General features: G+C 57.3%; 25 protein-coding genes. 10 read left to right on the top strand and 15 right to left on the bottom strand.

Annotation, left to right across the window (positions count from 1 at the left end):
* Positions 1–39 precede the first annotated feature (39 nt).
* The gene (locus BM029_RS05775) at positions 40–2,115 is read left to right on the top strand and encodes an NADPH-dependent 2,4-dienoyl-CoA reductase (RefSeq protein WP_092433481.1); all 2,076 of its coding nucleotides are present in this window, start codon (positions 40–42) and stop codon (positions 2,113–2,115) included.
* Positions 2,116–2,149: 34 nt separating this feature from the next.
* Here BM029_RS05775 and BM029_RS05770 read toward each other — a convergent pair whose 3' ends face one another.
* The 8 genes from BM029_RS05770 to BM029_RS05740 form a co-directional block, all read right to left on the bottom strand.
* Positions 2,150–3,385, bottom strand: a complete 1,236-nt coding sequence (locus BM029_RS05770; protein WP_092433480.1) for a hypothetical protein — start codon at positions 3,383–3,385, stop codon at positions 2,150–2,152.
* 37 nt (positions 3,386–3,422) lie between these two features.
* Positions 3,423–4,133: a hypothetical protein gene (locus BM029_RS05765; RefSeq protein ID WP_092433478.1), complete on the bottom strand. Its 711-nt coding sequence runs from the start codon at positions 4,131–4,133 to the stop codon at positions 3,423–3,425.
* A 44-nt stretch (positions 4,134–4,177) separates the two neighbouring features.
* The gene (locus BM029_RS05760) at positions 4,178–4,720 is read right to left on the bottom strand and encodes a hypothetical protein (protein ID WP_092433476.1); all 543 of its coding nucleotides are present in this window, start codon (positions 4,718–4,720) and stop codon (positions 4,178–4,180) included.
* Complete coding sequence (locus tag BM029_RS05755) at positions 4,717–4,995, bottom strand: DnaJ domain-containing protein (RefSeq protein WP_092433473.1); 279 nt, start codon at positions 4,993–4,995, stop codon at positions 4,717–4,719. The genes BM029_RS05760 and BM029_RS05755 overlap by 4 nt, the downstream gene beginning before the upstream one ends.
* Positions 4,996–5,205: 210 nt before the next feature.
* Positions 5,206–5,841, bottom strand: a complete 636-nt coding sequence (locus BM029_RS05750) for a tRNA-uridine aminocarboxypropyltransferase (RefSeq protein ID WP_092433471.1) — start codon at positions 5,839–5,841, stop codon at positions 5,206–5,208.
* Between the two features lie 53 nt (positions 5,842–5,894).
* Positions 5,895–6,044, bottom strand: coding sequence for a hypothetical protein (locus tag BM029_RS25865; protein ID WP_170850997.1), 150 nt, complete (start codon positions 6,042–6,044; stop codon positions 5,895–5,897).
* Positions 6,037–7,239, bottom strand: coding sequence for an MFS transporter (locus tag BM029_RS05745; RefSeq protein ID WP_244544926.1), 1,203 nt, complete (start codon positions 7,237–7,239; stop codon positions 6,037–6,039). The genes BM029_RS25865 and BM029_RS05745 overlap by 8 nt, the downstream gene beginning before the upstream one ends.
* Before the next feature lie 110 nt (positions 7,240–7,349).
* On the bottom strand, positions 7,350–8,243 hold the full coding sequence (locus BM029_RS05740) for a LysR family transcriptional regulator (protein WP_092433467.1): 894 nt from the start codon (positions 8,241–8,243) through the stop codon (positions 7,350–7,352).
* A gap of 105 nt (positions 8,244–8,348) precedes the next feature.
* On the opposite strand from BM029_RS05740, the gene BM029_RS05735 reads away from it, so the two are divergent.
* Positions 8,349–9,332: an alpha/beta hydrolase family protein gene (locus tag BM029_RS05735; protein WP_092433465.1), complete on the top strand. Its 984-nt coding sequence runs from the start codon at positions 8,349–8,351 to the stop codon at positions 9,330–9,332.
* A gap of 5 nt (positions 9,333–9,337) precedes the next feature.
* On the opposite strand, the gene BM029_RS05730 is transcribed toward BM029_RS05735, so the two are convergent.
* Positions 9,338–10,321 carry a LysR substrate-binding domain-containing protein gene (locus tag BM029_RS05730; RefSeq protein WP_244544925.1) on the bottom strand — a complete coding sequence of 328 codons (984 nt, stop codon included), beginning with the start codon at positions 10,319–10,321 and terminating at the stop codon, positions 9,338–9,340.
* A gap of 124 nt (positions 10,322–10,445) precedes the next feature.
* Here BM029_RS05730 and BM029_RS25555 point away from each other — a divergent pair, with 124 nt between their 5' ends.
* Positions 10,446–10,700 carry a hypothetical protein gene (locus BM029_RS25555; RefSeq protein ID WP_139217201.1) on the top strand — a complete coding sequence of 85 codons (255 nt, stop codon included), beginning with the start codon at positions 10,446–10,448 and terminating at the stop codon, positions 10,698–10,700.
* Between the two features lie 36 nt (positions 10,701–10,736).
* Here BM029_RS25555 and BM029_RS05725 read toward each other — a convergent pair whose 3' ends face one another.
* The gene (locus BM029_RS05725; RefSeq protein WP_170850996.1) at positions 10,737–11,627 is read right to left on the bottom strand and encodes a 1-aminocyclopropane-1-carboxylate deaminase/D-cysteine desulfhydrase; all 891 of its coding nucleotides are present in this window, start codon (positions 11,625–11,627) and stop codon (positions 10,737–10,739) included.
* Between the two features lies 1 nt (position 11,628).
* A complete protein-coding gene (locus BM029_RS05720) occupies positions 11,629–12,636 on the bottom strand; it encodes an LLM class flavin-dependent oxidoreductase (protein WP_092433462.1) in 1,008 nt (335 codons plus the stop codon).
* Between the two features lie 248 nt (positions 12,637–12,884).
* On the opposite strand from BM029_RS05720, the gene BM029_RS05715 reads away from it, so the two are divergent.
* Both BM029_RS05715 and BM029_RS05710 read left to right on the top strand, forming a co-directional pair.
* A complete protein-coding gene (locus BM029_RS05715) occupies positions 12,885–13,364 on the top strand; it encodes an HAD domain-containing protein (protein ID WP_092433460.1) in 480 nt (159 codons plus the stop codon).
* Between the two features lie 50 nt (positions 13,365–13,414).
* Positions 13,415–14,284: a cysteine hydrolase family protein gene (locus BM029_RS05710; RefSeq protein WP_092433458.1), complete on the top strand. Its 870-nt coding sequence runs from the start codon at positions 13,415–13,417 to the stop codon at positions 14,282–14,284.
* A 264-nt stretch (positions 14,285–14,548) separates the two neighbouring features.
* On the opposite strand, the gene BM029_RS05705 is transcribed toward BM029_RS05710, so the two are convergent.
* Positions 14,549–15,472, bottom strand: a complete 924-nt coding sequence (locus tag BM029_RS05705; protein WP_092433456.1) for a LysR family transcriptional regulator — start codon at positions 15,470–15,472, stop codon at positions 14,549–14,551.
* A gap of 146 nt (positions 15,473–15,618) precedes the next feature.
* On the opposite strand from BM029_RS05705, the gene BM029_RS05700 reads away from it, so the two are divergent.
* On the top strand, positions 15,619–16,377 hold the full coding sequence (locus BM029_RS05700; protein ID WP_092433454.1) for a 3-oxoacyl-ACP reductase family protein: 759 nt from the start codon (positions 15,619–15,621) through the stop codon (positions 16,375–16,377).
* A 48-nt stretch (positions 16,378–16,425) separates the two neighbouring features.
* Here BM029_RS05700 and BM029_RS05695 read toward each other — a convergent pair whose 3' ends face one another.
* Entirely contained in the window at positions 16,426–17,217 is a 792-nt protein-coding gene (locus BM029_RS05695; protein ID WP_092433452.1) for a dienelactone hydrolase family protein, read from the bottom strand.
* An 87-nt stretch (positions 17,218–17,304) separates the two neighbouring features.
* Complete coding sequence (locus BM029_RS05690; RefSeq protein ID WP_092433450.1) at positions 17,305–17,721, bottom strand: ester cyclase; 417 nt, start codon at positions 17,719–17,721, stop codon at positions 17,305–17,307.
* Between the two features lie 145 nt (positions 17,722–17,866).
* Between BM029_RS05690 and BM029_RS05685 the strand changes: the two genes are divergently transcribed.
* Positions 17,867–18,706 carry an AraC family transcriptional regulator gene (locus tag BM029_RS05685; protein WP_092433448.1) on the top strand — a complete coding sequence of 280 codons (840 nt, stop codon included), beginning with the start codon at positions 17,867–17,869 and terminating at the stop codon, positions 18,704–18,706.
* Between the two features lie 57 nt (positions 18,707–18,763).
* A complete protein-coding gene (locus BM029_RS05680) occupies positions 18,764–19,126 on the top strand; it encodes a VOC family protein (RefSeq protein WP_092433446.1) in 363 nt (120 codons plus the stop codon).
* A 179-nt stretch (positions 19,127–19,305) separates the two neighbouring features.
* On the opposite strand, the gene BM029_RS05675 is transcribed toward BM029_RS05680, so the two are convergent.
* Entirely contained in the window at positions 19,306–20,226 is a 921-nt protein-coding gene (locus BM029_RS05675; RefSeq protein ID WP_092433445.1) for a LysR substrate-binding domain-containing protein, read from the bottom strand.
* Positions 20,227–20,338: 112 nt separating this feature from the next.
* Here BM029_RS05675 and BM029_RS05670 point away from each other — a divergent pair, with 112 nt between their 5' ends.
* Both BM029_RS05670 and dctA read left to right on the top strand, forming a co-directional pair.
* Entirely contained in the window at positions 20,339–21,505 is a 1,167-nt protein-coding gene (locus tag BM029_RS05670) for a mandelate racemase/muconate lactonizing enzyme family protein (RefSeq protein WP_092433444.1), read from the top strand.
* A gap of 108 nt (positions 21,506–21,613) precedes the next feature.
* Complete coding sequence (dctA, locus tag BM029_RS05665) at positions 21,614–22,927, top strand: C4-dicarboxylate transporter DctA (RefSeq protein ID WP_092433443.1); 1,314 nt, start codon at positions 21,614–21,616, stop codon at positions 22,925–22,927.
* Positions 22,928–22,957: the final 30 nt, after the last annotated feature.

Below are 22,957 nucleotides of genomic sequence, written 5' to 3'. Positions count from 1 at the left end.
TGCGCCGACTTTCCGGCACTACGGCCTCTTGGAAAAAACATGTCCCATCCTGTCTACCCACATCTGCTCGCGCCACTCGACCTTGGTTTCACCACGCTGAAAAATCGCGTGGTGATGGGCTCCATGCACACCGGCCTGGAAGATCGTTTCTTCCACTATGCCAAGCTGGCGGAGTATTTCCGGGCGCGCGCCAAGGGCGGTGTCGGGCTGATCGTGACGGGCGGCATTTCGCCGAGCCGGCAAGGTTGGCTGCTGCCGTTCGGCGGCACCATGAACAGCGTCGGCGACATTCACAACCACAAACGCTTGACCAGCGCCGTACATGAAGAAGACGGCAAGATCGTGATGCAGATCCTGCATGCGGGGCGTTACGGCTACCAGCCGTTCGTGGTGTCGGCCTCGGCCATCAAGTCGCCGATTTCCCCGTTCAAGCCGCGCGCATTGACCGAGCGCGGCATCCAGTCCACCATCGCGGCCTATGTGCGCAGCGCCACGCTGGCGCAGCGCGCCAACTACGACGGCGTCGAAATCATGGGCAGTGAAGGTTATCTGCTCAACCAGTTCCTGTCGCCGCGCACCAATCATCGGCAGGATCGCTGGGGGGGCAGCATTGAAAACCGGATGCGGCTAGCGGTGGAAATCGTCCAGCGCATGCGCGCTGCCGTCGGCGAGCGTTTTATCATCATGTACCGCCTGTCATTGCTGGACCTGGTAGAAGGCGGCAATACCGGCGCCGAGGTAATCGCCGTGGCCCAGGCGCTAGAACAGGCGGGCGTGACCTTGATCAATACCGGCGTCGGCTGGCATGAAGCGCGGATACCGACCATCGTCACCTCGGTGCCGCGCGGCGCGTTCCGCGAAGCGACGGCGAGGCTCAAGCGCGCCATCAAGATCCCGGTGATTGCCTCGAATCGTATCAATACGCCGGAAGTGGCGGAACAGATCCTGGCCGAGGGTGACGCCGACATGGTGTCGATGGCGCGGCCTTTCCTGGCCGATCCTGAATTCGTGCTCAAGGCGCAGGAGAATCGCGCCGATGAAATCAATACCTGCATCGCCTGCAATCAGGCTTGCCTTGATCATACTTTCAAGAACCAGCGCGCCAGTTGCCTGGTCAACCCGCAAGCCTGCCATGAAACCGAACTGGTCTATCGCCGTACTGTGAAAGCGCGGCGGGTAGCGGTGATCGGCGCCGGCCCGGCCGGCTTGTCGGCCGCAACCGTGGCGGCCGAACGCGGCCATCAGGTGATGCTGTTCGAAGCTGCCGCGCAGATCGGCGGCCAGTTCAATATCGCCATGCAGATTCCGGGCAAGGAAGAATTCAGCGAAACCATCCGCTACTTCCAGCATCGGCTCAAGCGTACCGGCGTCGAGCTACAGTTGAATCAGCGCGTCGACCGGGCGCAGCTGGAGGCGCTGGGTTTCGACGACGTGATCGTGGCGACTGGCGTGACGCCGCGTAATTTGCGCATTCCCGGCATTGAGCATCCGATGGTGCTGTCTTATCTGGATGTGTTGCAACGTAAGGCACCTGTCGGTCAACGCGTGGCGGTGGTTGGCGCTGGCGGCATCGGTTTCGATCTGTGCGAATTCTTGTTGCACGATGCGCACGTGCCTTTGCCGGTGCCGATTGCGCACTGGATGGATGAATGGGGCGTCGATCCGCTGGCCGCACAGGCAGGCGGTTTGAAGCCGGCGGTGGCAACAACGCCTGTGCGGGAAATTCACCTGCTGCAGCGTAAGTCAAGCAAGGTTGGCGCAGGGCTTGGGAAAACCTCGGGCTGGGTCCATCGAAGCGTGATGCAGCGTAGCGGCGTGCAAATGCTGGCGGGTGTCGATTATCAAAAGATCGATGACCAAGGTTTGCATATCAGCGTAGGTGGCGCCAGCCGCGTGCTGGAGGTGGATAACGTGGTGATCTGTGCCGGACAAGAGTCCTTGCTCGAATTGATCCCAGCCGCCGCCATTGCCCCGGGTAAGCCGGGCGAGCCCGTCAAAACCAAAATGCAGCAAGCCGGTTTGCGTTATCACCTGATCGGCGGGGCTTCGTTTGCCAGCGAACTGGATGCCAAGCGGGCGATACGCGAAGGTGCTGAACTGGCAGCGAGTTTGTAAGATTACCGCGGTAAAACAGCCGACCAATAGTCGATTAGTCTTGCACCTTGCCGGCTGTTTTTACCTTGATGTTGCAATTCTCTTTCAAGAATTTCAGGGCGCGCGTGTATTTGAGATCGTCATCGTCGGTCAGATATTCCTGCGCTTCCGGCAGGAATTCGTCTTCCCACAAGGACAGCAGATTCTCCTTGATCTCGAACGGCGCAGCGCTGTTGATGAAAGCAGCTACCGCGGCGCTATCGAAGCCATGCTGGCGGACTTGCCGGATCATGGCGCGCGCCACGGTTTCCGACACGGTCGTCTTGGGTTTTGCAGCAGCCGCGATACACATGAAAATCGTCAGGCGCGAGTAGGGATCTTCCTTGCCCTTGGTAACCTTGTGCCATTCCTTCGACACCATGGCATCAAACCCGTCGACGTCTTCCAGGCTGCTTTCCTGCACGAAGTAACGCAGTTCGACCAGGTTGAGCAAGCTGTCGAGCGTCACCGCAGGGTCGGTCAGCGCGTCGCGCTTCTCGATCTCACGCCGGATTTTTTCAGCAACGTCGCGATATTCCAGCGGCACGTCGTCCAGCAATTTTTTGGGAATCTTCAGTTTCCCGGCAGCGGTACTGTTAGCCGCATTGCTGCGTATCGTCGCCAGCAATTTGGCAAAACCAAGCCGGTTAGGGAACTCTCCGCCGCCACCGAGGCGCACCAGCAACGCCGTACGGATGACCGTTTCAGCCCCGGTGAAATCAAGCGCCGAATGTTCCAAACCCATATCGTCGGCAAACCAGAGCGCCGCCTCAACGACGGCCGCGCACTCCTCGCGCGCTTTACGCTCTTTCCGATAGGCGTTCAGCGCAAACGGTTTGTTCAGCGTGCGCTCGTCCTGAAACTCCTTAAGCCCCTGGCCTTTGGTATCGCCGAAAACCGTTGAGTCAGGTAATGCATGCAACGCCTTGAGCATTTCATTGCCGCCGCGCGAATGCGATAAAAAAGTGTTGTCGCGCAGAGATTCCGCCGATTTTTGCAAATCGCCGTTGTACGTCTGTTCCAGATACAGGCTGATCAGGTTGACGATGCGCTGCCGCGCGTTTTCAAGATCGGTATGGAGATGGCTGGTGCCGAAGAATGCCGCTACCTGGACCGTGCCCTTGGCGGCATCCACTATCATCGCGCGGCATTTTTCCTGATCCAGGATATGGCTCTTGAGGCCGAAACCAAGCGCCTTTTCAAAGAAAGGGCGCTTGTCGACTAGTTCGATATTCCGGTGTTTGTCGGACATGAGATACGTGGATTTCTGGAACGGTTATCTTGAGTAATTAAAGCGCGGATTCTTCGCCAGGATCGACAGCCGGTGCAGGTTGCACGGCAGCTGCCGGGCGAGTTGCCGGACGGTCCAGCTGCTCGAGGTTTTTCTGCTCCTGCAATTCCAGCTCCGCTTCGCGCCGCAAGCGTTCCTTCAGCCGTTTTTTCAGCACCGGCCAGATCTGTTCGAACATATCGGCGTGCTCATGCTTGAGCAGCCAGGTCAGTTCTTTCCAGTCGCGATCGCTGACTTCTGATTTGTCGACTGCATCGCCCTCTTCGGTGCGATTGACGTTGAACGTATCGTAGGTGACGAAATGCACCACCTCTTCGTCGCGGTCCGACAGGTAATCGATCAGCGCTTCGCAGCCGCCGTCGACGTCGCCGATCGCTTCGAGAAATTCACCGGTGTGGCTGTCGTCGCGGAACAGCACCGCGTTCACCATGCCGCGCAGGCGTACATGGCTATGGTCGCCATACAGTCGTTCCATGACCACCGCGCGCGCGAATTGCTCCGGCGTCACCAGTAAATTAACCACCGACTCTTTCGATGTGTCGTATTCGCGGATGACGGCCAGCAGGTCTTTGGGCGGCAGCGTGTCGAGCGCGGCGACCAGGGCGTAATCGCCCTCGGTCTCAGCCAGGCTGACCAAAGCGAATTCAGCACCGGCGATATCGCCGGTGCGGATCAGGTTTGCTGCTTTTACTACTAGCGCGTTTGTCATGGAATCACTAAATCAAAAATGTCTAAATCTAAAATGGGAGCAGATCAGCCCAGGCGTTCGAAGCCTTGCTCGGAGAGCCAGTCGGCGCCTTCTACTTCGAGATCGCGGCCGTCGTCGTCATCGTCGTTCTCAACCCCTTCCACCGCATCGTCGGACTCGCCATGGGCAGACTGGTTATAAACGCCTTGATAACTGCCGTTACTCTTCTCATACAGGTATTCGAGGCACACCGTGGTGATCAGAAAACGCTCGCCGCCCGGTTCCTGCAATGCAATGTCCGCCAGCTTTTGCGCCCACGATTCAAACTGCACAGCATCGGCGACATCGGTCCACGACGGGAAGTCATCCGGCTCATCGCCCAGCAACATCGTCAGCGTCTGCGGATTGGTAAAGTCGATACCGCCGTGAAAAGCCACCGCCACCATTTCCGGGTCGGTTTCGATCATCGGCATCATCAACGCAAACTGCGAGCGCTTGCTTTTCAGGCGCGACGTCAGGATGTCGTTACCCTCGGAATCGCTTTGCAAGTCTTCCAGTTCAGCCTGGTAAGCCTTGGTCATGTCTTCGAAAAAAGCGGAAAGCATCATTGCATAACCTTGTTCATATAAGTGGTCCAGATTTGTCGGGCAGTCTCAAGCGGGTTTTCCAGCAAGCTGCGCCGTCGGTTTTCGTCGTATTCCTGGCGTTTCACCGCATCCGACAAAAGATCGTAGGCTTCCTGGACGTCGCGGAATCGCGAGGGCGCATCGGGCGCGGTATTTCTGTCGGGGTGAAACTCTGAGGCTTTCTTGCGGTAGGCGTTTTTCAGCGCGCCAGCCGTTGCATCACTGTCTATGCCGAGAACGGCGTAATAATCCTTCATGCGTCCTCACACGTTGGCGGTGGCGATTATCGCTATTTGTCAGCGATCGCCGTCTTGTAACAGATGGAATGAATACTTGCAGGGTAAGCGCTTAGTGCCGAACATTGTTGAATGTTGCCAAGCAGATACAAACGCTTAAGAAGGGTCCGAAGATCATACACGAATAGCTGCAATAAGTCGATGGCGGGAGTCGCCGTAAAGCCACGCTTTCTAGTGTCGATTTATGTGTTTTTCATAGGTAAACTGCTGCGCCACAAAGCCACTGAATGCTGTCAGCAGAGGCTGATATTTCTCCTCGTTTTGCTCTAATTGCATCAAGGCATAACAAGTTGCCTCCAACGTGGATAACTGTCCAGGACTGTGGGCTTTGCGAATCACGTAGCGTGACGCTGGCGTGTTGCTCAACGACAATCTTGGCAATTGCTGCAGCAAGGGATTCAGGTAAAGCATTTTCCGGCTCTTGCGCCAGGTGCCGTCCAGCACAATCAAACGCACTTGCGCAGGATCTAGCAAAAGTGCCGGGTCCAACTGTGGCGGCGTCGCCAGGTTCAAGCCTTTGTCGTCCGGACTGTCCGGGTAAAGCAGGATGGTGTACCTGGCTTGCGCCGGTTGCAGCAGCGTTTGCATCGCCTGCTCCGCGAAGACCTCGCCGACAACCGCTTCACTACGCGACAAACTCAACTGGAGCAACCGAACGCTGCCTTTTGCATTGTCGACTTCCAAAGGGTGCTGCAGGATCAGCACTTCGACCGCATTCTCTATAGGCGTGACCCAATTGCAGATGCAGGTGCGCTGCGGACGCAGGCACCTGGTGCAGGTAAGGCGTTTGGTTGAGGTTGGCTGCATGAGTTGCTACATGATGGGCTACACGAATGGCCGCATTATGCGGGAAAACAATGTCAGCACAATAAGTTACCTGAAATCAGATCCAATAGAAAATCCGGCTGCAAATAGGCCCGAAAACAAACGGCAAGCAAACCGGCCAGCAAAAGCCAGCCGACGCAAATAGCGAACAATCTTCTCAGGCGCATGGGCGACAGATCAGACATGCGCCGGCCTTGCCTGAACCGCTCGATCATCAATCGGCAAGCTGATGATCGCGGCGACGGCGCTAAGGCCGATGGCAATCGCCCAGACCGCCTGGTAATTACCGGTCAGGTCAAACAAAACCCCACCCAGCCACACCCCGAGAAAACTGCCGAGCTGATGGCTCAGGAAGACAAACCCGTACAGCATGGAGATATGCTGATAGCCGAATATCTGGCCGACCACGCCGTTCGACAACGGTACCGTACCCAACCATATCAACCCCATGACGGCGGCAAATATATAAGTCGCCAGCGGCGTCACCGGCGCCAGGACAAATGCCGCCAGGGCGATGCCGCGTACGGCATAGATCGCTGCCAGCAGATATTTCTTGCTGAATTTTTCACCGAAATAACCGCATAGATAGGTCCCCAGGATATTCGCCAGCGCCACGATTGCCAGCGCCGTCACGCCGACTGTCGGGCTTAACCCCTCATCCGCCAGATATGCCGGCAAGTGGGTAGCGATGAACGCCAGCTGAAAACCGCAAGCGAAGAAACCCAGCGTCAACAACAAGAATCCCTGGTGCCGGAATGCCTGTTTGAGCGCCTGCACCATGCTTTGCCCTGCGGCCCCGGATGGCTTGCCTGCCGGTGCTGAAGTCCCGAATGCCAGCGCCACCATAAGCAGACACGCGCCGCTGCCGATCAGCAGGGCATGCGCCCAGCCCACATGACCGATCAATGCCTGGTTGGACGGCAGCATCGCAAATTGTCCCAATGAGCCGAAGGCGCCGACAATTCCCAGCGCCGTGCCACGCTTTTCAGCACTGACTATTTTGCCGACAGCGCCATAGACGATGCCAAAGCCGGTGCAACTCTGGGCAATGCCAACCAGCAGTCCGGCGCTGGAGGCAAACCCGATCCCGGTGGTGGCTTGCGACATGCCGTACAAGCCGAGCGCATAAAAAATACCGCCGACAATGAAAATCCGCCTGGCCCCGTAGCGGTCGGCCAGCATTCCGGTGAACGGCTGGCTGATGCCCCACACCAGGTTTTGCAACGCGATGGCAAAGGAAAAGGTCGCGCGATCCCAGCCCAGATCCATCGTCATCGGCCGCAGGTAAAGACCGAAGCTATGGCGCTGGCCGATACAAAGAAACAGGATCATGCCGAAGCAGGTCAGCATTAACCAATTGGTGCGCGCTTTATGAAGCATGTGATGACTCTCCATTGGATGCCGCTATCGAAAACACAATTGTAAGCGTGCCAAAGAGGCTAGATAAGATGGCCAGTGAACGCATCAGTGTTGAACCGATTTCAACAATATCAACTGCGCCGGCTCAGGAAATCGATCAGTCGCTTGACCCGCAACGGCAGCATGCGTCCCGGCAGATGCAAGGCATAGACGTGGTCGCCAAATCCTGCGCTGACTTGCCAGTCGGGTAACAAGCGCAGCAAACGCCCGGCTTGTACTTCCTGCTTTGCATAGTAGTCGGGCAATACCGCCATACCTAATGAGCGCGCCACTGCATCCCGGACCATTTCAAGTTCGTTCGACACCAGCACCGGGGGCCGCATTGCGACCAGCTTCTGCGTACCACGCGTCAGCGTGATTTCATGCAGCTGGCTGGCACGCGAAAAACCTGCAATCGGTATCGCCGACAGGTCGAGCGCGGCCAGGTCATCGGCAAACCTTGAAGCCAGTGCCGGGCTGGCGCACAGCCACCAGGAGACGCCGAACAGTTTTTTGGCGACCACATTCTCAGGTGGCTGAGAGGTCACGCGGATAGCCAGGTCAAAAGGATCTTTGGTAATGTCGACGCCGAATTCACTCAAACGCACATCGATGCTGACCAAGGGATTGGCCTGCATGTACGCCATCAGCAGCGGCCGCAGCCAAACCGAACCGAGGCCGGACGGTGCGGAAATGCGCACTAGCCCGGCGGTATCCTGGTTGAGGCCGTTGGCCAGCAGGTTGGCCTCGCCCAGGGTATCGGCGATCCGGCTGGCGTAGGCGGCCAGCCGGTAACCGGCGTCGGTCAGGCCGACGCTGCGGGTGGTGCGGATCAGCAACTGGCAACCGAGTTTTGCTTCAATCGCCTTGATCCGGTGGCTGAGCGCCGAACGCGACAGACCCAGCGCTTCGGCCGCCTTGGTCAGGCTGCCGCTGCTGGCGACGTGATAAAAAATGATCAGCGAATTGGCATCGAGATTATTCATATTGGTGAGCTGCACTCAACAAAGATATGCCGGCAGCATACCTTATGCGGACGCCTTTTGCTCTCTACAATCGACTGTACACAGACCAGCAGGCTTGATGAAAAAATGTCCCCTGAATTGCAAACTGAAGCGCCGATCGAATCGCCGATCCAGATTCCAGCCACGGATGGTTATCCCTTGGGCGCCTGCTTGTACTATTCCGATGCCCTGCACCTGCCGCAAACTGTGGCAATCATCAATTGCGCCACCGGCGTCAAGGCAGCCTATTACGCGCGTTACGCAAAATTCCTGGCAGCCCATGGTTATCTGGCTATCGCTTACGACTATCGCGGCATCGGTGCTTCGCGGCCAGCGTCGCTACGCCAGTTGCGCGCAACAAAATTCGATTGGGGAAGCAAGGATTTCGAAGGCATCATGCTGTGGGTGATCAAGAATTTTGCGGACGCAAAAATCGTCGTGGTCGGCCACAGCATTGGCGGCGTATTACCCGGCTTCAGCGCCTCGAACTGGCGCATAGACCGCTTGCTGACGGTGGGCGCGCAATTCGCGTATTGGCAGGATTATGCAGAACATGCTCGCTACCAGATGCTGCTGAAATGGCACGTGCTGATGCCTTTGGCGACAACCCTGGCAGGCTTCTTCCCCGGTCGCTTGCTGGGTTGGCTGGAAGACCTCCCGGCTGGCGTGGCCTATGAATGGGCATTCCGGGGCGCGACGCTGGGCAAGCGCAGCACCGGTATCTTTAGCAAGCCCGTAAAGCACAAGGAACGCTACGACCGGACGCGTTATTTCCGGCAATTGCACTGCCCGCTGCTGGCGTATAGCATCAGCGACGACAATTTCGGTACCCCGGCCGCGGTGCTGCGGCTGCTACGTTATTACCGCGGCAGCGACAGGATCCATGTGATGGTGACGCCCGGTGAATTCGCACTATCCGAGATCGGCCATTTCGCTTTTTTCCATGATCGCTTCAGCCAGAATTTATGGCCAGAGTCGCTGGCTTGGCTGAATACCGGCAATGTATCGCGGCAGGCTGTGAATTTCCTGCCATCCGAGCCAATTTCCGAGCCGGATACTTGCCGCTTTTAACACCTCTATGGGGCTTTCTTGCGCGCAGATGCTTTTTTTGGCGAAGGCACGTCCACCGGCGCAATGATGGCGGCGGGCGACGCATGCGGCTCTTGCAATGCGCGCACTTCGTCATGCAGCCAGCTGCGCAAAGCTTGTAGCGGCGGCCAGTCACGCAAAGCCGGCGGATAAACCAGGAAGTACGAGGCGAAATCGGCGTCCGGCGCCAGCCGTTGTTCTGAGAGTTGCACCAGTAAACCATCGCGCAAGGCCTCGGCCACCATGAACTCGCGCCCCATCGCTATCCCCAGGCCTTGCTCGGCAGCTTGCAGCATCAGGCCGGCATCGTTGAAGCTGGCCACCGGATTAGTCCTTACCGTCAGCCCGGCTTCACTGAACCAGCGATCCCATAAATCGGCGTCACCCAGCAGCGCTTCGTGCACCAGGGCGGCGGCGCCGCTGCCCTGCAAACGGCGCGCGGTGGCCGGCGACGCTACCACCACCAACGGACTATCAAACAGACGCTCGTCGCTCAACCCGGGCCAGCCGCCGCGCCCTTGCCGCAGTGCCGCGTGAAAACCGTCGCGCTGCAAATCGATCAATTGCTGCGACGAGTGCAGCTCTATTGCAATGTCGGGATGACGCTCGCGCCAGCGCTGCATGCGCGGCAACAGCCAGCGCTGTAAAAAAGACGGCATCACCGTCAACCGCAGCCGTTGCGCGGCACCGATCGCCGTCGCGGCGGCAGCCAGCACGCCGACATCCAGCTGCGCCAGTGCCGACTCGACACTGCAAAGCAGCGCCTGGCCCGCTTCATTCAGCACGATGCGCCGGCCGCGCCGCTCAAACAAGGCAAAACCAAGCTGCTGCTCCAGCACGCCGATCTGCTGGCTGACGGCGCTGTGGGTCAAATGCATTTCGACCGCCGTGGCGCGCAAATTCTGCAGGCGTGCAGCGGTACGGAAGACGGGCAGGGTATGCAGTGGGAGTCGGCTCATGCTGGTAAGCATAACTGACCAACATGGTTAGAACAAGTCGTTTCCCTAAGTGCGTTTGGTTGGATATTCTGACCAGTATTGAAAGCGCTTTAAAGAAACACCTCAATATTCCCGATAACCAACCTGTGAGGTTGCCATGAACTGCGTATCGACACCAGACCAAATCGTTACAACATTGCCACGTTCGCAAGGCCTTCTGGGCGGCGTTTTACAAGTAATTAGAAACGCTGCCGGCTGGTGGCAGCAACGTCTGGCTGCGCCACAAGCAAGAGAGGTTCAGTCAAGATATGTGCTGAATGCGCATGAACTAAGCGACCACCTGTTGCGCGACATCGGTTATCTCGATGCCGCAGTGCCGCGCGGACCTGCTCACCAGGATACGATTTATTGAATGCCGATGAAATTGGCGAAGGTGGCATGCCGGTTTTCAATCAACAAATCCGCGTGCTCCTTGCATGCCGCCGGTATGCACAGCGAGCACGCGCTCATCTGCACGGAACGCATGTGCCTGCTGCATGTTTCTGAGGGCGTGGAATAGCTTGCCGGTGTAGACCGGTTCGATCGGAATCTCGAATTCCTTTGAAAACTCGCGGCAGAACTGGCGCAACTCTGGCGGAGCTTTACCGTACCCGCCATGATGCGCATCGGTGATCAGCTCGTAGTTTCGGTAGGCTGGATAACCCGCCTCTTGCAGCAAGCGGGCAATCTCCTGGTGCAAATAACCGGCGTTCTTCAATACGGCGATGCCGATCACGCGGCCGCGTCCTTGCAAGCCCGCCAAGATACCGGCCAGGGTGGCACCGGTGCCGCACGCGACCATGATCACTTCCGGAATAAAGGGCAGCTCGTCGACCAGTTCAGCGACACCGCGTAAAGCTGCCGGAGCGCTGCCGCCTTCGGGTAGCCAGACATGGCTGTCGTCGTCAGCAGCTATGTGCTGGCGCCAGGCTTGCGGGTCGTCGCGCAACTGGCGATAGTCGTCGCGCGACACGAACTGGATTTGCATGCCCAGACGGCGGCAATCGTCCAGCGTGGCACTTTCCACTCCCGCCGCACCACGCATCAATCCCATGGTGGGCCAACCACCCAAAGCTCCCGCGTGGGCAAGAGCATGCAAATGATTGGACCACGGGCCGCCCATGGTCACCAGCGTCGGCTTCCGCTCTTGCAAGGCAAGCAACGGGTATTTGAGCTTGCGGAATTTATTCCCGGATACCTCGGCGTGCAGCAGATCGTCACGCTTTACCCAGACCTCGCGCCCCAGGAAAGACGTGCTTTCCAGGCGCTGGCAGGGCGAAGGCAAGTAGGAAAACAGCACGCTAAATCGACATTTGCAGCGGCTCCACGCTACGCGCAACGTCGGCGATGATTTCATAGGAATGCAGCCGCGCCTTGTGCTCGAACACATCCGAAACAATCATCAATTCATCGGCGCCTGTACGTAACAGGAATTTTTCCAATCCTTCGCGCACGGTTTCCGGCGAGCCGATGATCGAACACGCCAGCATGTGCGAAGCCTGCGCCTTTTCCAGCGGCGACCAATAGGTTTCGATATCGTCGATAGGCGGCTTGCTCAGGCCACGGACGCCACGGTGCATGTCGGTGAACGACATTTGCTGGGTAGTCGCCAGACGGCGTGCCTCGGCATCGGTATCGGCGGCGATGATGTTGACACCCACCATCGCGTGGGGCCTGGCCTGCTGCGCGGACGGCTTGAATTGGGCGCGATACAGTTGCAGCGCCATGTCCAGAGAATCCGGCGCGAAATGCGAAGCGAAGGCGTACGGCAAGCCAAGCTCGGCGGCCAGGCGCGAGCCAAAGGTACTTGACCCCAGGATCCACAGCGGCACCTGGGTGCCGTGGCCCGGCACCGCGACGATGCGCTGGTCCGGCTCGGCCGGCGCCAGGAAGGCTTGCAATTCCAGCACATCCTGTGGAAACGACTCGGCACTGGCCGGATCGCGCCGCAGCGCCCGTGTGGTGATCTGGTCGGTGCCAGGCGCGCGCCCCAGGCCGAGATCGATACGACCGGGAAACAGCGAAGCCAGCGTGCCGAACTGCTCGGCAATCACCAGCGGTGAATGATTCGGCAACATGACGCCACCGGCGCCCACCCGTATGGTGCTGGTGCCGGCAGCGACGTGGCCTATCGCCACGGCAGTGGCGGCGCTGGCGATGCCGCGCATGTTGTGGTGTTCTGCCATCCAGAAACGGCGATAGTTCCAGCCCTCGGCGTGCAACGCCAGATCGCGCGCATGGTCGAGCGCGGTGCGCGCATCACTACCTTGGCGGATACGGACCAGGTCCAGAATTGAAATTGGGATCACAGCGACTTCCTTGTTCAGCTTGCGGTTTTCGAGTATATCTGCAGTGGTTTAAGCCTGCTGGCGGTGGGCCATTTTGCCGATTCGCAGGCATGGCGATTCCCTTGGAGTAAACTTGGTGGTCTAATAGCGCCACTCCTGCAAATGCCTGATTTGCAAGCTTTTGCCCTAATCAGGGACCGAAATCTCGATTCGACCCTGATACGTAACGCTTAATTCACCCCTTATTTCGACGCTTGGCTCGACACATTATGAAAATTCTCTATCTGGACTACAACGGTGTCCTGCACGACGACAAAGTCATCCGTAACCGCAAGCGCGGCCTCTACATCGCCACGCCGGACCGCTCGTTCTTTGAATGGATGCCGATCCTGGAAGAGCTGCTGGCCCCCTATCCAGACGTCAAAATCGTCCTTTCCACCAGCTGGGTCCGGGCACTGGGATTCGACGACACCAGACAGGAACTCACCGAGAGCCTGCGCGAGCGCGTGATCGGCTCCACCTTCCATCACCCCAAACTGACGCCGGCGGAATTCGACACCATGCCACGCGGCATGCAAATCTTGCGCGATGTCGAACGCCGCAAGCCGACCAGCTGGCTGGCGCTCGACGACGACGCCTTCGGCTGGCCGGCAACCAGCCGCGACCATTTGCTGGAAACCAAAGGCAATCTGGGCCTGAGCGATCCGGCAACACAGGACGCACTGAAAACCATGCTGGCCGCGCTTTAAGCAAAAAAACGATATCAGGCAGGCAGCAAGGAAAAACATAGGAAAATCGGATGCGCCGCAACCTACACCTGTTGATCATCGATCCGCAAAACGATTTTTGCGATCTGCCACCCGACTATCTTTCGGACGATCCGGCCAGCGGCCGCACGTCAGCCCCCGCGCTACCTGTGCCAGGCGCCCACGGCGACATGCTGCGCGTGGCGGACATGATCACTCGCGGCGGCGCAGGCATCAGCGAAATCAGCATCACACTCGATTCGCATCACCGGCTCGATATCGCCCACCCTGGATTCTGGATAAGCGCGACGGGTAGCGAGGTCGTGCCGTTTACCCAGATTTCGGCGGCCGATGTGCGCGCCGTCAGATATCTGCCACGCGTGCCCGCAGCACTGCCGCGGGTGCTGCACTACCTGGATCAACTGGAAGCGGCGGGACGTTATCGGCTGATGATATGGCCGGTCCATTGCGAGATCGGCTCATGGGGCCACAACGTCCACGCCGACGTACGGCGCGCCTACAACCGCTGGGAAGAAGGCACCCTGCGCAGCGTCAACAAGATCAGCAAAGGCAGCAATCCGTGGACCGAGCACTATTCCGCGGTGCAGGCCGAAGTGCCCGATCCCGACGATGTGCTGACGCAATCGAACCAAGCCTTTCTAAACAGCCTGGCCGCAGCCGACCGCATCTACATCACCGGCGAAGCCGGCAGCCATTGCGTGAAGGCCACCACGGAACATATCGCCGATTATTTCGGTCCCCAGCATGTAGCGAAACTGGTGCTGGTGACCGATTGCATGAGTCCTGTGAGCGGGTTCGAGGCGCAGTATCGGGAATTCGTGGTGGATATGGTGGCGCGCGGGGCGCACATTGCGAATGCGGCGGATGTGTTGACAGAACTGTTGGACAACGCGGACCGTTAATCACAGCCTGATTCTCCTTCTACGCGACAAGCAGCACGAACTAACCGGGGTCAGAGTGAACTTTCGGTATGTTTTACCGCCGAAACCTCACTCTGACCGCGCTTAGTGGACCACGGAGCAGAAGCAGTAAAACCGCAAAGAAACAAACCTGCGATAAATGAAGCGCCTATCTCCGTAGCCGTGATGTAGGGTCGATTCACTACTGAATGGCGGCCCCTGATCTCTCGAAACCTGCTCCACACAGCTTTCATCCCGCCAAGACTTTCAAAACGCCGAAAAATGCCTGGCCAGTTCCTGCGCCCGAAAATGTTCCACCACAAAGTCGACAAATACGCGGGTCTTGGCAGGCAACAGCTTTTGGGCGGCGAAGTACAACGACAATGTGCCGCCATCGACATACCAGTCCGGCAAGACGCGTACCAAGGTTTTGTTTTGCAGGAACGGCAGAGCGTTCGGCATGCTGACCAAGGCAATCCCGAGACCCATTTGAGCGCTTTCGCAAGCGGCTTCGGGATCGCTCATGGTCATGCGCATGCGCAGCGTCACCGGCGCCTGCTGATTGGCCCGGTTGCGCAAAGGCCAGGGGCGTATCCGTCCGGTCTGCGGCGAGCGGATGAAAATGCCATCGAACGCGCCTAGATCTGCCGGCGATGCCGGCGCCGGCCGGTCGTTGAAGTAGCCTGGCGCGGCGACCAGTACACGATGCGCCGGCGCAAGTTCGCGGGCCACGACACCGGGCGGCAGTTCGAAGCCGCCGCCGAGAGCTGCATCGAAACCCTGCGCGATCAGGTCGACCTGGCGATTATCGAAATGCCAGTCCGGCGAGATCGCCGGGTATTTTGCCAGGAACGGCGTCAGCAACGGCACCATGTAGGTACGGCCGAAACCGGTGCCCATGCTGACCTTGAGTACGCCAGTCGGCTGTCCTCCGGCGCTGGCCAGATTATCGACGGCGGCCTGGATCGACGTCAGGCCATCCCTGACTTCATGCAAAAAGCTTTCCCCGGCCTCGGTCAGGGTCAGGCTGCGCGTGCTTCGATGGAACAGGCGCACGCCCAATCCAGTCTCCAGCCGCGCCACATTCTTGCCGACCGCGGCCGAAGTCATGCCAAGCCGCCGGGCCGCCTCGGAAAAACTGCCAGCTTCGGCGCTACGCACGAAACACTGCATGCCAATCATGGTTTCCATAGTTCTATTTTAAACTTCACTTTAAACCTTTTGTATGAAGTGAATATGAAGATTCATGGCTAGTAACGACATAATGAACGGCCGATACTTCACTTGTCAATCCGGTGCTTATCACTTCGACAAGCGCCTACAAATGGAGAAATATCATGGCTATCAATCAACAAACTGCAGTGCTGGACAACAAAGTCGCCTTCGTCCAGGGCGGTTCACGCGGTATCGGCGCGGCAATCGCCAGGCGGCTTGCCAGGAACGGCGCAGCTGTCGCACTCACCTACATCAGCTCGGCAGAACGCGCGACGCAAGTCGTCAAGGAAATCGAAAAAGCCGGTGGACGCGCCCTCGCTATCAAGGCCGACAGCGCTGACGCCAACGCAATCAAAGCGGCGATCGAGCAAACCGTAACCGCTTTCGGACGGCTCGATATCCTGGTCAATAATGCAGGTGTGCTGGCGATTGCACCGCTGGCCGAATTCAGCCTGGAGGATTTCGACCGCACTCTGGCAATTAACGTACGCAGTGTATTCGTGGCGACGCAAGCGGCGGCGCGTCACATGACTGAGGGCGGCCGGATCATCAACATCGGCAGCACCAACGCCGACCGCATGCCGTTTGCCGGCGGCGGCCCCTATGCCATGAGCAAGTCGGCCATCGTCGGCCTGACCCGAGGCCTGGCACGCGACCTGGGTCCGCGCGGTATCACCATCAATAATGTGCAGCCGGGCCCGGTCGATACCGACATGAATCCAGCCGGCAGTGATTTTGCGGCCAGCTTGAAGGCCATGATGCCGGTCGGCCGTTATGGCACCGATGAGGAAATCGCCGGCTTTGTCGCTTACCTGGCCGGCCCGGAGGCGGCTTACATCACCGGCGCCAGCCTGACTATCGATGGCGGATTTGCTGCCTGATTTTCTGTCTGATACTGCGTTGAGGCATTTACGCCTCAACGCGATCAATCAAGATCGTTTTTCAGAAAAATGGCGATCCTGGTAAAGCTCCTCCGCAAACAACGCCTGGACCCGCTTCCACGCATCATCGCGAGACACCCTATGGAATGTATCGCGCGTCTCGCCAAAGAAGCTATGCCCTGTGTCCGGGTAAACCACCATCTCGTGCCGCACATGGGCATCTTCGAGCGCCGCAGCCAATTGCTCGCGTTGCTCGCGCGTGACGGCGTGATCCAGCTCGCCGACGAAATAAATCAGGCGCCCGCCGTGCTTCGCAATACCAGCGGTAAGCGACGCGGTTGGTTCCGGGCGGCTAAGCTCGATGTCGGTATTGACCAGCCATCCGCCATAAAAACAAGCGCATGCGGCGATATCGAATTGCGTCGCAGCCAGGTAGGCAATGTGCCCGCCCATGCTGAAACCGAGAAAGCCGGTGCGCTCTGAAACATCCTGGCGCGCATGGATGAAATTAATGACGGCGCGTACGTCTGCAATGACCGTCGGACGGCTTAAGTGATGCAAATGCTCGAAGCCCCGATCCCGGCCCTCGGCACCGAATGGCAACGAATCGTTGGGCAGGGTGCGATGATAAAAATTCGGCGCGATAGCTACATAGCCAAGTTCAGCTACACGCCGGGCGGCGTCTCGTATCTCCGCATTGACGCCGTATAGTTCCATGCCGACGATTACGGCTGGATATTTGCCAGGTTGCTCTGGACGAGCGACATAGGCATCTATGATGGATCCATCTTCCGGTACCGGGATCGCGACTTGTTCTTGCAAAATTTCACAGGACATCATTTACCCCCTAGGATAAGTGGTGGCGCTAAATTAGCATATTTCCCAATGGGAAATATATTCCTTCGTGAATGTGGCATTTCCTCTCAGTCAGGCCGCCAGAACACCTATCTGCTGTAACAATCCCAAGCGATCAACCTGCACCCAGGCTCGGGCAATCTTGCCATCCCGAATTTGGAAAATCACATTTGCGGTCTGGGTCACCTGCGCATGACTTGCGGCCTTCCCTGCAAACGGCCCGCCATGGGTTCCCCGAAACGACCACCTGACGGCGACCCGGTCGCCCTCGGCGATCAAATCTTCAACCTCGAATTGCACATCAGGAAAGCCGTTGCGTATCGCAGCTATGCCTTTGGCAAATTCCGCAGCGCCCTGCGCGCCGGGGTTGCCGACAAAATCGTCAGCGATTAGCACCGTCAATAACGCCACGTTGCCCCGGTTGATGCAATCTTCATACAGTCTGCGGATGAGAAGCTTATTGTTTTCAATGACATGGGTAGTCGACATCGATTCGCTCCGGTTACGTTGTGAAATAGATAGTAATGACCGGATACCAGTGTAAAACTTCAACTTAACTTGAAGTCAAGGGGTGGACTAAATTCAATACCGGCGACAAGTTGTTCAAATTTTTAATCGGTATAAACTGGAGCGGGTGAATACCATCATTCTTTCGCAAAGCGCGTCGATCACCGTGATCGATTACCGTTGCAACGCCAGTCCGGCCGACAGGCCGGTCGCCGAGTTGCATCGCAGTCATTCGGTTTCGTATGTGCGACGTGGCAGCTTTGGCTTGCGCTATCGCGGCAAGCAGCATGAGCTGGTGCCTGGATCCGTGATGATCGGGTGCGCCGGCGATGAATTCTGCTGCACGCATGAACACCATGTTTGCGGCGACGAATGCTTGTCTTTTCAATTTGCACCGCAATGTGTCGAATCGCTCGGCGCCCGGGAATCCGTGTGGCGCACCGGCGCCTTGCCGCCGCTGGCGGGTCTCGGCATGCTGGGCGAACTGGGGCAAGCCGCGGCGGAAGGACGCAGCGATGTCGGACTGGATGAAATCGGATTGCTGCTGGCAGCCCGTTTCATTGCACTTGCCTCCGGCAAGCAACCGGCGACGTCGCCGACGACTACCCAAGACCGCCGCCGCGCCGTCAATGCGGCAATGTGGATCACCGCGCATGCCCATGAGGACATCGACCTCGAACGGATTGCTATCGAAGCCGGCATGAGCCCTTTTCATTTCCTGCGGTTGTTCAGCCGCGCGTTAAACGTCACGCCACATCAGTACCTGTTGCGTTCGCGACTACGTCATGCCGCTCGCTTGCTGGCTGACGGCCGCTCCGTCACGGATACCGCATACGATGTCGGTTTCAATGATTTGTCGAACTTTGTACGCACCTTCCACCGTGCCGCAGGCGTTTCACCAAAATATTTCCAGCGTGTCGCCCATGGCGAGCGCAAGATTTTCCAAGAAAAATTGGATTCGATCTGAAATGATGGCTACCTGACGCATCCATATCCATGTGGATGCAATGACAAGGAGATCATCATGTTCGACCATATCGGATTGAAAGTGAAGAACCTGGATGCCAGCGTGCGTTTTTACCAGGCTGCGCTGAAAGACCTGGGGCATGTCCTGGTGTCGCAGGGTGACGACTACGCCGGTTTCGGGCCGCCGGACCAGCCGGCACTTTGGCTGTATGCATCCGCGGATGCGCAGGCCGGCACCACGCATGTCGCCTTTCGCGCCGCCGATCACAAGCAGGTCAACAGTTTTCATGCGGCCGGCTTAAAGGCCGGAGGACGCGACAACGGCAAGCCGGGCCTGCGCACCGACTACAGTCCGACATATTATGGCGCGTTCCTGATCGACCCGGACGGTAATAATGTCGAAGCCGTCTGCTTCACCTGACAGCAACCTCCAAAACAACTTCACACAGTTAAAAGGGGGCAGAGTACATGCGATGGCATTTAATGCACAGGTTGCGACAGGTAGTAAACGACCCAAAACGGGCATAGCGATTTCAAGAAAGCGGACCGTCAATACCCGGGTTAGGTGGCCGGATTGATCCTTGGCTGAGAAGCACGGCCCTAACGATTAGGGCGCTTGCCAGTCGGAGAATGCCCGATTTTGGAAACGAGAAAATCAATAAAAGCTCTGACGCGCGCGGATAAGTTGCTGCGGCTCGGGTAGTAAACGAACAAGTCTGCCGGCGGCAGCGTATAGGCCGGCAGGACCAACTGAAGCCGGCCACTCTCAAGGTACTTGGCGAGATCCCACTCCGAGCGGATCAAGATGCCGTGCCCATCGAGCGCCCATCCGAGTACGATGTCACCATCGTTGCTGGACAAGGCGCCATGAATCTTCACTACCTCTGTTTTGCGGTTACGGGTAAAGCGCCAAATACCGTAAGCGTCATCGTTCTGGCGATGAATAATGCAGCGATGTCGCGCCAGATCCGTCAGGGTCTGCGGAGAGCCATGCTGTCGCAGATAGGTCGGCGAAGCACACAGAAAGCGCCGATTTGACATGATGCGCCGCGCGCTTAGCCGGGTATCGGGCAATTCGCCAAAGCGGATCGCCAAGTCGAAGCCTTGTTCGACCAGGTCGATCGGCCGGTCGGTCAGCTGTAACTGTATCTCCACCTCAGGGTAGCGTTGGGCAAACTCAGACATCAGCGGCGCGACGGTGGTGCGCCCGAACCCTAGCGTCGCATTCACCCGCAATAAGCCGCGCGGCGCGGCACGGCTACTGGCGACTAGATCGTCCATCTCACGAATTTCGGCAAGAATCCGGGTTGCATGCGCCAGATAAATTTCTCCCTCGCTGGTCAAGCTGACGCGACGCGTGGTGCGGTTTACGAGCCGCACGCCTAGACGCTGTTCCAGCATGGCCAGGCGCTTGGTCACCGCTGGGGGGGTGATATCGAGTTCGCGGGCTGTCGCTGACAGGTTTGCATGCTTTGCCAGCATTACGAAGAAGACTAATTCCGAGGCGGCATCAACTTTCATTTTTCACCTGAAGTTAATAGTGGTTTGAATTCATGTGAATTATAAGCACGTTGAGCGCAGGTATTCTTGGTTCGTAGATTCTGATAACCACTCGATACTGGAGGCGAAGACCATGAAAATTGTTGAAATCCGCGAAAAAACCATCCCTATCAGCTCTCCCATACGCAATGCCTACATCGATTTCAGCAAGATGACGTTAAGTCTTGTCGCTGTAGTTACCGATGTCATCCGCGACGGCAAACCGGTGATTGGCTACGGCTTCAATTCGAACGGCCGTTACGGTCAGGGCAAGTTAATGCGAGAACGTTTTATTCCACGCTTGCTCGAAGCAGCGCCGGAAAGTTTGATCAACGATAGCGGCAATAATCTTGATCCGCACAAGATCTGGAACTGTATGTTCACAAACGAAAAGCCCGGCGGTCACGGCGAACGTTCGGTAGCGATCGGTACCATAGATATGGCTGTTTGGGACGTGGTGGCAAAAATCGAAGGCAAGCCGTTGTTTCAACTACTCGCAGAGCGTTACGGTAATGGGACGCCCGATCGAAAGATTTTTGTGTATGCAGCCGGCGGTTATTACTATCCCGGCCAGAACCACGACGCGCTCAAGGATGAAATGCGCAGTTACATCGACCGCGGTTATACGGTCGTCAAAAAGAAAATCGGCGGCGCTTCGCTGGACGAAGATTTGCGTCGCATCGATTCAATTTTGAGCGTATTGCAGGATGGTCAAAAACTGGCGGTCGACGCCAATGGCCGCTTCGACCTGGATACGGCCGTTGCTTATGCCAAAGCACTCTCGCAATACGACCTTTTCTGGTACGAGGAGCCGGGCGATCCGCTCGATTTCGAGCTGCAGGCGACACTGCGCAATTATTACAAAAATCCGATGGCAACCGGCGAAGACCTGTTTTCGATGCAGGACGCACGCAACCTGATTCGTTACGGCGGCATGCGCTCTGATCGTGACTGGTTGCAATTCGACTGCGCCCTCAGCTACGGGTTGGTGGAATACCTGCGTACGCTGGACATGCTACATGAGCACGGTTGGTCGTCCAAGCGTTGCATTCCACATGGCGGACATCAAATGTCGCTCAATATCGCAGCGGGCCTGGGACTGGGAGGCAACGAATCCTATCCCGATCTGTTCCAGCCCTACGGCGGCTTCCCGGATGGGGTGAAAGTCGATAACGGCTATATAACGATGCCAGATTTGCCTGGCATCGGATTCGAGGGTAAAGCCGATCTCTACAGCGAAATGAAAAAGCTGGCGGAGTAAAGGCGGCGGGTAAAACGGGCTGGTACGGTCCGTTTCGCAAACATTTATAAAAATAAAAAGCCGTTCCCCCTCATAAGAATTATTCCTGAAATATTGGAGGAGACAAAGATGAACGTTTCATTGATCAAGAAAGTTGGGTCAAAGCTGTATTTCCAGGTTTTGGTCGGCATCATTGCAGGCATTATCCTTGGATATGTCAATCCTAAGCTGGGCATTGAACTCAAACCGTTGGGCGATCTCTTCATTAAGCTGATACGAATGCTCCTTGCGCCGATTATCTTCGCGTCGGTCGTGGTCGGAATAGCACGGATGGGTAATATTCGTGAAGCTGGCCGGGTTGGTCTCAAGGCCATTTTGTATTTCGAGGTATTGTCCACGTTGGCTCTCGTAATCGGAATGGTCGTGATCAATATCCTCAAACCGGGGGTTGGCATGAACATCGATGCCAGCCAAATCGACACAACTTCAATTACTAGCTACACAACGGCTGCACAGCACAGTACGCTCACTGAATTCTTCATGAATCTGGTGCCTAACAGCGTGGTGGGGGCATTTGCCCAAGGTGAAATGTTGCAGATCATCTTGTTCTCTATCCTCTTCGCGATTGCCTTGACTCACATGGGCGGGAAAGCGACACCGCTGGTCGACATTCTGGATCTTTTCCTGCACGGGATGTTTGGTGTTGTCAGAATCGTGATGTATGTCGCGCCGATCGGTGCTTTCGGCGCGATCGCATTCACCATCGGACGTTACGGCATCGGCACTCTTGCTTCGTTTGGCCAGTTGATGGTGGCGGTTTATGCCACTTGCTTACTATTCGTCGTGTTCGTGCTGGGTGCCGTGATGAGACTGTGCGGACTGTCTCTTTGGAGTTTCCTGAAATACATCAAGGATGAAATTCTGATTGTATTCGGCTGCGCGTCGACCGAGGCCGTATTGCCGAGAATGCTGATGAAGATGGAAACAATGGGATGCGAGAAATCGGTGGTCGGCCTGGTTCTCCCTACCGGCTATGCGTTCAACGCCGATGGTACGGCAATATACTTGACTATGGCCGCGATCTTCGTGGCCCAGGCAACCAATGTGAATCTGACGGTCTGGGATCAACTCGTGATTTTGGGGGTGATGCTGCTGACTTCGAAAGGGTCGGCTGGTGTTGCCGGCGCCGGCTTCGTTGCTCTCGCGGCAACCTTGGCGTCGATGCATAAAATTCCCGTTTCGGGCCTCGTCCTGCTACTGGGCATAGATCGCATTCTCAACGAAGCCCGGGCCGTCACCAATTTGATCGGCAACGGCGTTGCAACCATTGCGATTGCGCGCTGGGAAGGCAGACTGGATGTCCCGCTGGCTGCAAAAGTCTTCGCTGACGGGCCCGCCATGACCGTGTCTGGACCGGTCGACGCTGAAAATATTCCCGGGTGATTTAGGGCATAACCACAGCACCATCAGTTA

The organism is Collimonas sp. OK607, from assembly GCF_900111995.1.
GTDB lineage: Bacteria > Pseudomonadota > Gammaproteobacteria > Burkholderiales > Burkholderiaceae_D > Collimonas.
Note: the sequence above shows the minus strand (reverse complement) of the source record. Positions and strands in the feature narration are given on the sequence as shown.

Excerpts from the sequence above, each read along its gene's own strand:
- BM029_RS05715 (WP_092433460.1), top strand. The coding sequence starts at position 12,885 with ATGAAAATTCTCTATCTGGACTACAACGGTGTCCTGCACGACGACAAA.
- BM029_RS05675 (WP_092433445.1), bottom strand. The coding sequence starts at position 20,226 with ATGAAAGTTGATGCCGCCTCGGAATTAGTCTTCTTCGTAATGCTGGCA.
- BM029_RS05770 (WP_092433480.1), bottom strand. The coding sequence starts at position 3,385 with ATGTCCGACAAACACCGGAATATCGAACTAGTCGACAAGCGCCCTTTC.
- BM029_RS05750 (WP_092433471.1), bottom strand. The coding sequence starts at position 5,841 with ATGCAGCCAACCTCAACCAAACGCCTTACCTGCACCAGGTGCCTGCGT.
- BM029_RS05775 (WP_092433481.1), top strand. The coding sequence starts at position 40 with ATGTCCCATCCTGTCTACCCACATCTGCTCGCGCCACTCGACCTTGGT.
- BM029_RS05755 (WP_092433473.1), bottom strand. The coding sequence starts at position 4,995 with ATGAAGGATTATTACGCCGTTCTCGGCATAGACAGTGATGCAACGGCT.
- BM029_RS05690 (WP_092433450.1), bottom strand. The coding sequence starts at position 17,721 with ATGTCGACTACCCATGTCATTGAAAACAATAAGCTTCTCATCCGCAGA.
- BM029_RS05730 (WP_244544925.1), bottom strand. The coding sequence starts at position 10,321 with ATGCTTACCAGCATGAGCCGACTCCCACTGCATACCCTGCCCGTCTTC.
- BM029_RS05765 (WP_092433478.1), bottom strand. The coding sequence starts at position 4,133 with ATGACAAACGCGCTAGTAGTAAAAGCAGCAAACCTGATCCGCACCGGC.
- BM029_RS25865 (WP_170850997.1), bottom strand. The coding sequence starts at position 6,044 with ATGTCTGATCTGTCGCCCATGCGCCTGAGAAGATTGTTCGCTATTTGC.
- BM029_RS05740 (WP_092433467.1), bottom strand. The coding sequence starts at position 8,243 with ATGAATAATCTCGATGCCAATTCGCTGATCATTTTTTATCACGTCGCC.
- dctA (WP_092433443.1), top strand. The coding sequence starts at position 21,614 with ATGAACGTTTCATTGATCAAGAAAGTTGGGTCAAAGCTGTATTTCCAG.
- BM029_RS25555 (WP_139217201.1), top strand. The coding sequence starts at position 10,446 with ATGAACTGCGTATCGACACCAGACCAAATCGTTACAACATTGCCACGT.
- BM029_RS05705 (WP_092433456.1), bottom strand. The coding sequence starts at position 15,472 with ATGGAAACCATGATTGGCATGCAGTGTTTCGTGCGTAGCGCCGAAGCT.
- BM029_RS05680 (WP_092433446.1), top strand. The coding sequence starts at position 18,764 with ATGTTCGACCATATCGGATTGAAAGTGAAGAACCTGGATGCCAGCGTG.
- BM029_RS05735 (WP_092433465.1), top strand. The coding sequence starts at position 8,349 with ATGTCCCCTGAATTGCAAACTGAAGCGCCGATCGAATCGCCGATCCAG.
- BM029_RS05745 (WP_244544926.1), bottom strand. The coding sequence starts at position 7,239 with ATGCTTCATAAAGCGCGCACCAATTGGTTAATGCTGACCTGCTTCGGC.
- BM029_RS05695 (WP_092433452.1), bottom strand. The coding sequence starts at position 17,217 with ATGATGTCCTGTGAAATTTTGCAAGAACAAGTCGCGATCCCGGTACCG.
- BM029_RS05700 (WP_092433454.1), top strand. The coding sequence starts at position 15,619 with ATGGCTATCAATCAACAAACTGCAGTGCTGGACAACAAAGTCGCCTTC.
- BM029_RS05760 (WP_092433476.1), bottom strand. The coding sequence starts at position 4,720 with ATGATGCTTTCCGCTTTTTTCGAAGACATGACCAAGGCTTACCAGGCT.
- BM029_RS05710 (WP_092433458.1), top strand. The coding sequence starts at position 13,415 with ATGCGCCGCAACCTACACCTGTTGATCATCGATCCGCAAAACGATTTT.
- BM029_RS05670 (WP_092433444.1), top strand. The coding sequence starts at position 20,339 with ATGAAAATTGTTGAAATCCGCGAAAAAACCATCCCTATCAGCTCTCCC.